The organism is Methyloceanibacter sp. (assembly GCF_051306395.1).
Lineage (GTDB): Bacteria > Pseudomonadota > Alphaproteobacteria > Rhizobiales > Methyloligellaceae > Methyloceanibacter.
In genome coordinates this window covers 62144-69413 of the sequence record NZ_JBPPND010000019.1, presented here as the reverse complement: position 1 = coordinate 69413, position 7270 = coordinate 62144, and the positions used below count along the sequence as shown (strand labels likewise).

The following is a 7270-nucleotide window of genomic DNA, read 5'->3' as shown; positions in this document are numbered from 1 at the left end:
GGATGGGGTAGAGGGGGTGCGCGCCGCGCCAGGTCCGAAATGCAAACGCGCGACCCAAAAATCGGTTCCAGAAATTTTTCTCTTTTGGTCGGACGGGCATTTTTGGCCAATTCCGAGCCCTTCTCGCTCGTCCGGGATCAAAATCGCCGGGCAGATCGTTGTGCCAACACAGCCGGACATCGAGCCGGAAGACTGTAAGCCGCAAGGGAGGACCCGATGTCAGATACCACGGTCAAGAAGGTCGAAGCCGATACGTCCCCAAAAGGCGATATGGGCCAGCGCTATCTGGCCTCGGGCAAGAGCGTTTCCATGCGCCTTTGGGTCCAGGAATCGGCGGACGCGCATAAAGGGTTTTCCAAGCGCAACTACGAGACGGTCGGCTTCGTCATATCGGGTCGCGCCAAACTCGAGATCGAGGGCCAGGCCATCAACCTCTCGCCCGGAGATTCCTGGCTCGTTCCCGAAGGCGCCTCGCACAAATATACGATTTTGGAGCCCTTCACCGCGGTCGAGGCGACGTCGCCTCCGGCCCAGGTTCATGGCCGCGACGAACCGCGCTGACGCAGGCGGCTCTCGCCCGGAAAGCTGCGGACGAGTGCAAGAAGAGCACCTCGATGCCAATGGCGGTGGCTCCTTGGACTCTAGCCGCCGCCATTTGTTCGCGCGCCTGCTAAGTATCTCACGCCGCTGCGGCGCTTCACTCACCGCGTCCCAGACCGGTCACATTTGCCCTCTTCAATAGCAATGAATGAGCCTTTGGGAGCGCCGGCTCATCCGAGCTTTGAGGACGGACTCGCCCTTACCGGCAAAACCCCCCGAGATGAGGAGGCGCGGGCAACCCCTTGCGGAAGTAAAACCTGTGGCCTTCCAGAAAATGGACGGCAATCAAGCCTTCTTTAACCTGCTCCGGCCATGCTCCTCGGGACAGGGGCATAGCTAGGGTTTTCCGCATTTGCCCGGCAGCCAGATCCGCGAGATGCAAGGGGGAGCCATGCGCGTTGTGGCCAGTTTGGAAGGGTCAAAGAATTTCAGGCAGGCTGATCTCGACCGGCATCTGGAAGCGATGTCGCGCTTTGTCGAGCGGGTCCGTGAGACGAACACCCCGGCATCCTGCACGCTAATTCTGCGCTCCGCGGCGTCCGCGCCCGCGCAAGTCCTCAGTCTGATGAAAGACGCTCTGGCCGAGGCCGGCATCCAGGCAAGAGTCATCCTTGCCAAGCTCGAGCCCGAGCAGGATCTCCATCAGCTCTACGCCACACTGACCACGCTCAGTCCCGAAGCCGACAGCGCCGCGCTGATCCGCTGGGCTCGCAATCCGCGCCTGCTGGACGCCCATGAGCAGGCCGCCTACGGCGACTATATGGGCTGGTCCGGCGATGCCATGCGCCGGGACGCGGACAAGCGCAACGCACTCGCCCTGTTGGAGACGGCGCCCGAGGCCGCGCTGCGCGCGGCCCATGCGTTCAAAGCGCTGTGGGCTGCCTCGGTACCCGCCCCGGCACGTCAGCTCGACGCGCGCGGGACGGCTAAGCCTTCCGGCGCCTACGAACAGACGACGGACGCGCCGGTGGCCGCGCTAAAGCGTCCCGCCCAAGGCTGGCCCCTCGTCCGTCATTAAACTCTCACAAAACTCGTCTTCCTGAGGCGCCGCGGGAACACGCCCCGCGAGGGGCGCTTGACTCGACCGGCACCATCCTTCGAGGCTCGCGCCTCCTCGGTACACCTGAAGAATGACGGAGCAATCCATGATTGCGCGCCTATCGTTTGCGTTTCTGCTGGCCATGCTGCCGGCCGTGCCCGGGCTCAGTCAGGGAGCGGCCACAACGCCCGCGGGCGAGGCCAGCAAGGGGCCCGTCCTGGGCGAGCTTCTGAAGGTGCCGAAATACATTTATGCTTGGCAGCTCATGGTGTCCGGCGAAACGCCGCCCGATTGGGTCAAGGAATACACTGCCACGCTGGACGGCCCGCCGGTGCCGACCATCCCCGTGCCGCTCGATGGCGAGGTCTATACGCTCGGCTTCACCTGCAAACCCAATGACTGCGAGAACAGCCAGCTCTACGTGCTGTTCGCGCCGGAAGGACGCGACGCCTGGGCGATGCTGGCGACGCCGGCCGCTGGCATTACTTGGCTGGGGCGGCCGAGCGAGCGAATCCAGGACGCAATTACGGGTGCATTGCGTAAATAGGGCCGCGCTTTTTGCCGTGAATTACCGTGCTAGGGTCGCCCAATCGGAGGCTCCCCACATGCGCCATCTTGAGCGGCGTGCAATAGGGCGAACACGCCGTGCCGCAGACAATGCAGGCTATGGTTTTGGAGCGGGCGGGGACCCCGCTCAAGATGGCCACGCTCCCCAGGCCGGACCCTGGCCCGGATCAAATCCTGCTCAAGGTCCTGGCGTGCGGGGTTTGCAGCACGGATTTGCACATCCATGACGGGGAGCTGGGCGAGCCCAAGCTTCCGCTGGTGTTGGGCCATGAGATCGTCGGACGCGTAGAGGGGTTGGGTCCTGGCGTAGCAGGGTTCGCCATCGGAGAGCGTGTCGGCGTGCCGTGGCTCGGCTACACGGACGGCACCTGCCGTTATTGCCGTGAGGGCCGCGAGAATCTCTGCGATCACCCGCGCTTCACCGGCTATCAGATCGACGGGGGCTATGCCGGCTACACGGTGGCGGACGCGCGCTATTGCTTCACGCTACCGGAGGGCTACACGGACGCGGAAGCCGCTCCGCTATTGTGTGCCGGACTGATCGGCTATCGCTCCCTGAAGATGGCAGACGACGCGCTGCAAGGTGAAACCAAGCGGCTCGGCATTTACGGCTTCGGCGCGGCGGCACATATCGTTGCGCAGGTGGCGCGCCACCAAGGGTGCGATATCTACGCCTTCACCAGCCCCGGCGATACGAAGGCCCAAGACTTCGCACGGACACTGGGGGCGGTATGGGCCGGAGGCTCCGACGAGGCGCCGCCGGAGGTGCTGGACGCTGCGATCATCTTCGCCCCGGTCGGCCCGCTGGTGCCGCCGGCGTTGCGCGCACTTCGCAAAGGCGGCGTCGTGGTTTGCGGCGGCATCCATATGAGCGACATCCCGCAATTTCCCTATGACATCTTGTGGGAAGAGCGCGTGATCCGTTCGGTGGCCAATCTCACCCGCGACGACGCGCGGGAGTTCCTTGCGCTCGCGCCGAAGGTGCCGGTGAAGACCACGGTCGTACCGATGAAGCTCGGAGAGGCCAACACTGCGCTCGACGATTTGCGCGCGGGCCAGCTAACCGGCGCCGCGGTGCTCATCCCTTGAGTGCTATTTGTCCTTGCCGACCTCGATATCGACACCGTCGCCCTTGGTGATCGAGCCTTCGAATCCGGGCACGTCGATTTTCACCACCTCTTGCTGCTGCCGGTAATAGAGATAACCGAGCACGCCGAGACCGATCAGGGCGGCAACAAGAAGAACGACGAGGATTGGATTCGTCCCCGCGTGGCGGGTGCCTTCAGCCATGGAAGCTCCTCCAGGTCACAGTTTCGAACGCGAAACGCGGGGCCCGCAGCGCCGGTTCCGTGTGCGAGCCGAGCGGGGTGCGTGAGACTCCATCAGCACGCCGCAATCGACCTAATACTATTGGAGGATTGCGGCATAAGGTTTTTTTGGGCCTTTCCACGGTCGGGAGCGGCCACGACCGGCCGGCGGCTAAAATGACCAGAATCCTGATCGTTGACGACCACCCGATGTTCCGCGAGGCGCTGCGCAGCGCGATCAAGTTCGCGTTCGCCGACGCCGAGATCTTCGAAGCGGGCAGCATCGAGGCGGCCCGCGATGCCATTCGCGGCGGAACCGGGATCGAGATCATTCTGCTCGATCTCTCCTTGCCCGGCACTTCCGGTTTCGAAGGATTGGTTCTGTTGCGCTCGTCATTCCCGCGCATCCCGATCATGATCGTGTCCGGTCTGGACGACCCAAGGATCGTCCACGAGGCGATCCGGCTCGGCGCCGCCGGTTTCGTGCCCAAATCCGTCGACAAGTCGACGCTGGCGAAGGCGCTTTCCGAAGTGCTGAGCGGGTCGGTGTTCGTACCAGATGACTTGGCGCCGCATCTGCAGGGGCCTTGCGCGGCGCCGGGTTCAAGCGACATCGCCACGCGCCTGGCAGAGCTGACACCGGCGCAGTTGCGCGTTCTCCACCTGCTCCGGCTCGGCCGATTGAACAAGCAAATCGCTCACGAGCTTGGCGTCAGCGAGACCACGGTGAAGGCGCATGTGTCGGAAATCTTGCGCAAACTCAACGTGGTGAGCCGCACGCAGGCAGTGATCGAGACGGCGCAACTCGACTTCGAGACGATCCTCGGCGGCGACTCCGCGCAACCCCGCAACTAGACCCGCGCGCTACCCTGCCGCGCCATAAGATGAGTCACGAGCGCGCGAAGCTCGGCAGGCTTGATCGGCTTGTGCATCAGCTCACAGCCGGCCGCGAGGACGGCGGCGGCGACCGTAGTGCTATGGTCCGCGGTAAGCACCACGGCCGGAATTTCACGACCGGAGAGCCGACGCAGTTCTTCTAAGGCCATGAGCCCCGTCTCGCCCTCGTCGAGATGGTAGTCGGCCAGAACGACATCCGGCGGACGTTTCAGTTCCGCCAAGAGCGGCGCGATGTCCTTCAGCCCGTGGGCCATGAGGGTCCGGCACGACCAGCGTTCGAGCAGCCGCGCCGTAGCCTCCCGAACATCGTGATCGTTCTCGATAAGAAGCACTATGGCGCCGGTCGCCGTCTGGGGACCCTCGGGCTCCTCCGCCGCAGCATGCGCCCCGCGCGCCACGGCGCCCACATGCCGCAGCTCGAGCCGGAAGGTCGAACCTTTGCCGATCTCGGACTTGACGATAAGTGAATGGCCGAGAGCCAGCACCGTGCGTTGCACGATGGCAAGTCCGAGCCCGAGACCCGTATGCGTGCCTCCGGCCGCCGCCGCCCCTCGATAGAACTCCTCGAAGATCGTGTCGCGCTCGTTTTCCGAAATGCCGCTTCCAGTGTCGACGACGTCGATGAAGCACTGCGTCCCTCGCTTGCGTACGCCGACAAGGACGCCGCCCGCGTCCGTGTAACGCACGGCGTTGGACACGAGGTTCTGCAGCACCCGCAAGAGCAACATGGGGTCGCTTCGCACAAGCAGCCCGCAGGGGCGCACTTTGAGCTTGAGCCCCTTGGCGGCAGCTTGCGCCGCGAAGCTCGCCGCAAGTACCGACAGCACATCGTCCAACGGAAACGCCCGCACCTCCGGCTTCACCACCCCTGCGTCCAGCTTAGAAATGTCGAGGAGCGTCTTGATGAGATCCTCAATCGTCTGAAGCGACTGGTCGATCTGGCCCGCGAGAGATCGCGCGTCGTCAGTAGCCTGCAGCTCCGAAAGCACGGAGATCGAGAGTCGAGCGGCGTTGAGCGGCTGCAACAGGTCGTGGCTGGCGGCGGCCAGAAAGCGCGTCTTACTGAGATTGGCACGCTCAGCCTCGTCTTTGGCGACGACCAAGGCCTCGTTGGAACCTTCGAGCCGGCGCAAGACGGAGGTCAGTTCCTCCGTGCGCGAGCGAACCTTTGCTTCCAATCCAATCGCAGTCTGGAACAGCGAGAACGCGTTGCCCTGCTGGTCCATGGACCGCTCGACCCGGTCCATCAGAACCGCGTTTATCTTGCGAAGCTTGTCCAGCCGCCGCGTCAGCGCGGCCGGATCATCCTCCGCCGAAGGCTCGCCCTTTCCCCACGGAATCGACATGCTTCATGTCCCCAGGCCGGCATTCGGCTGATGGCCGATGGCGACGCCGGTAAAGGTCTGGTTCAGGTGCATCGCGTTGAACTGCTCACCGTAGGTATGAAACCCGGCGACGTGGTAACGCTGGTAAAGGTCGCTGATCATATGCTTCACCTGCCGGTTCTCAGCATCGAGCCTCCGGAGAACGCACTCGAATCCGAGCACGAGATCAACGCCGCCGATCGCCGCATCCAGCCGTTCGAGTTCCGCGGCCATGGACTTCACCATGTCCCTGGGTTCGGCAACCGTGAGCACAACGCCGTCATCGATCGCACAGAAGAAGGAGAGCGAATTGTCTGGGTTCACACGCTGAATCGACCGGCAATAATAGTCACCGCCGATACGCACGATAACCGGATGCGCGGCGAAACTCATGGGCGCCAAGGAACTCGGCTCCACACCGACGGAGTGTGCATATTCAAGGGCCGCCGGTTCCGCATTGAGCTCGAACACTGTTCGGCTTTCCGCGTCCGACGCGGTTACCACCAGCTTCGTGCCGGTGGGCTCGAAGTGATCGTGGTTGAAGCTGCGCACAGGATGATTGGTCTCAACGAGCAGTAGCAATGCCGCGTCGTGATAGACCCTTCCGTCATGGAGAAGGCTCGTTCCCGTCAGCGCAAGGTCGTCGCCGGCTGACCCGCCGACCAGCGGAATGTCGTCGAGCGCCCAGGCGATCGCCGATACGATGACCTCCTCACCATTGGACAGACCGTCGATGAGCGACACGGCGAAACGATTTGCGTAGCGGCCCCCGCCAAGACGATCGAGTCCGGCCCTCAAGGATCGCACGGCCTCTGTCCCCCTCTCCACGGTGAGGCCGCGCACATCGGGGATGATCCCGCTGACGAAGTTGAAGACATTCTTAGGGAACGCCACCACGAGAACGCTGCCTTCGCTGAAGCCCGCGGGGGTAATTTCCCCGGACGTGCTGCAGCCGGCGATAGGAACGCCTTCGAAAAATTGGGAAAAAGCCTCGCTTAGCGCCTCCGCCGCGTAGCGCTGCGAGAAAAAAACCAGGAGTTGGCCGAGATTCGCCCGATCGATGACTTGGGCAAGCTCAGAGACGGCAGCCTCTGACGAATCCGCGCTTGTCCAAGCTGTTTGGACACCGCAGGCATGACGCTTTGCTCGAGCCCCGCGCTGCACGCATTTTCTCCCACGACCCCAAACACTTTGCGTTTTTTTCTGATTCAGGTCAGCAGACCGGCGAAATTTGGGGGGGCACTTCGTGCCATTGATCCAAAGTAGAATACCACCCTGCAATTCACCTCGATAGCCTGCGTAATTGGCAGCCGCGCGGCACGAAACACAAAAACTCCTAATCCCAACTCAAACCGCCCCTTCCGGGGCGGCTTTTTCTTTTGCTTTTTCTTTCCCTCACCCTTTAGTCCAAAGTACAATTTCCCCCGATACGCGCTCCGCATAGGCTCACCCGCGAGCCAAGAACACGCTGTTTCAGGGCATACCGGCCCTCGTTC

At 63.0% G+C, this 7270-nt stretch carries 8 protein-coding genes; 5 read left to right on the top strand and 3 right to left on the bottom strand.

All coding sequences use genetic code 11. From position 1 onward, the window contains the following. The first annotated feature begins 216 nt into the window (after positions 1-216). The 4 genes from ACSLE4_RS01925 (at position 217) to ACSLE4_RS01910 (ending at position 3295) form a co-directional block, all read left to right on the top strand. A complete protein-coding gene (locus ACSLE4_RS01925; RefSeq protein WP_435902801.1) occupies positions 217-561 on the top strand; it encodes a cupin domain-containing protein in 345 nt (114 codons plus the stop codon). Positions 562-991: 430 nt separating this feature from the next. Next, positions 992-1618 carry a hypothetical protein gene (locus ACSLE4_RS01920; protein WP_435902800.1) on the top strand — a complete coding sequence of 209 codons (627 nt, stop codon included), beginning with the start codon at positions 992-994 and terminating at the stop codon, positions 1616-1618. 127 nt (positions 1619-1745) lie between these two features. Beyond that, entirely contained in the window at positions 1746-2186 is a 441-nt protein-coding gene (locus ACSLE4_RS01915) for an Ivy family c-type lysozyme inhibitor (RefSeq protein ID WP_435902799.1), read from the top strand. 110 nt (positions 2187-2296) lie between these two features. Beyond that, positions 2297-3295: a zinc-dependent alcohol dehydrogenase family protein gene (locus tag ACSLE4_RS01910; protein WP_435902804.1), complete on the top strand. Its 999-nt coding sequence runs from the start codon at positions 2297-2299 to the stop codon at positions 3293-3295. 3 nt (positions 3296-3298) lie between these two features. On the opposite strand, the gene ACSLE4_RS01905 is transcribed toward ACSLE4_RS01910, so the two are convergent. After that, positions 3299-3496 carry a hypothetical protein gene (locus tag ACSLE4_RS01905; RefSeq protein WP_435902798.1) on the bottom strand — a complete coding sequence of 66 codons (198 nt, stop codon included), beginning with the start codon at positions 3494-3496 and terminating at the stop codon, positions 3299-3301. Positions 3497-3690: 194 nt separating this feature from the next. Between ACSLE4_RS01905 and ACSLE4_RS01900 the strand changes: the two genes are divergently transcribed. Beyond that, positions 3691-4368 (top strand): response regulator, encoded by a 678-nt coding sequence (locus ACSLE4_RS01900; protein ID WP_435902797.1) that lies wholly within the window; start codon positions 3691-3693, stop codon positions 4366-4368. Here the strand turns inward: ACSLE4_RS01900 and ACSLE4_RS01895 are convergent. Together ACSLE4_RS01895 and ACSLE4_RS01890 are read right to left on the bottom strand one after the other, a co-directional pair. Beyond that, a complete protein-coding gene (locus tag ACSLE4_RS01895) occupies positions 4365-5756 on the bottom strand; it encodes an ATP-binding response regulator (RefSeq protein ID WP_435902796.1) in 1392 nt (463 codons plus the stop codon). The genes ACSLE4_RS01900 and ACSLE4_RS01895 overlap by 4 nt on opposite strands. A 3-nt stretch (positions 5757-5759) precedes the next feature. Beyond that, a complete protein-coding gene (locus tag ACSLE4_RS01890) occupies positions 5760-6938 on the bottom strand; it encodes an FIST N-terminal domain-containing protein (protein ID WP_435902803.1) in 1179 nt (392 codons plus the stop codon). Between the last annotated feature and the right edge of the window lie 332 nt (positions 6939-7270).

Bases quoted from the DNA above. Each gene is read 5' to 3' on its own strand.
- ACSLE4_RS01905 (WP_435902798.1), bottom strand. From the start codon at position 3,496: ATGGCTGAAGGCACCCGCCACGCGGGGACGAATCCAATCCTCGTCGTT.
- ACSLE4_RS01900 (WP_435902797.1), top strand. From the start codon at position 3,691: ATGACCAGAATCCTGATCGTTGACGACCACCCGATGTTCCGCGAGGCG.
- ACSLE4_RS01910 (WP_435902804.1), top strand. From the start codon at position 2,297: ATGCAGGCTATGGTTTTGGAGCGGGCGGGGACCCCGCTCAAGATGGCC.
- ACSLE4_RS01895 (WP_435902796.1), bottom strand. From the start codon at position 5,756: ATGTCGATTCCGTGGGGAAAGGGCGAGCCTTCGGCGGAGGATGATCCG.
- ACSLE4_RS01915 (WP_435902799.1), top strand. From the start codon at position 1,746: ATGATTGCGCGCCTATCGTTTGCGTTTCTGCTGGCCATGCTGCCGGCC.
- ACSLE4_RS01925 (WP_435902801.1), top strand. From the start codon at position 217: ATGTCAGATACCACGGTCAAGAAGGTCGAAGCCGATACGTCCCCAAAA.
- ACSLE4_RS01920 (WP_435902800.1), top strand. From the start codon at position 992: ATGCGCGTTGTGGCCAGTTTGGAAGGGTCAAAGAATTTCAGGCAGGCT.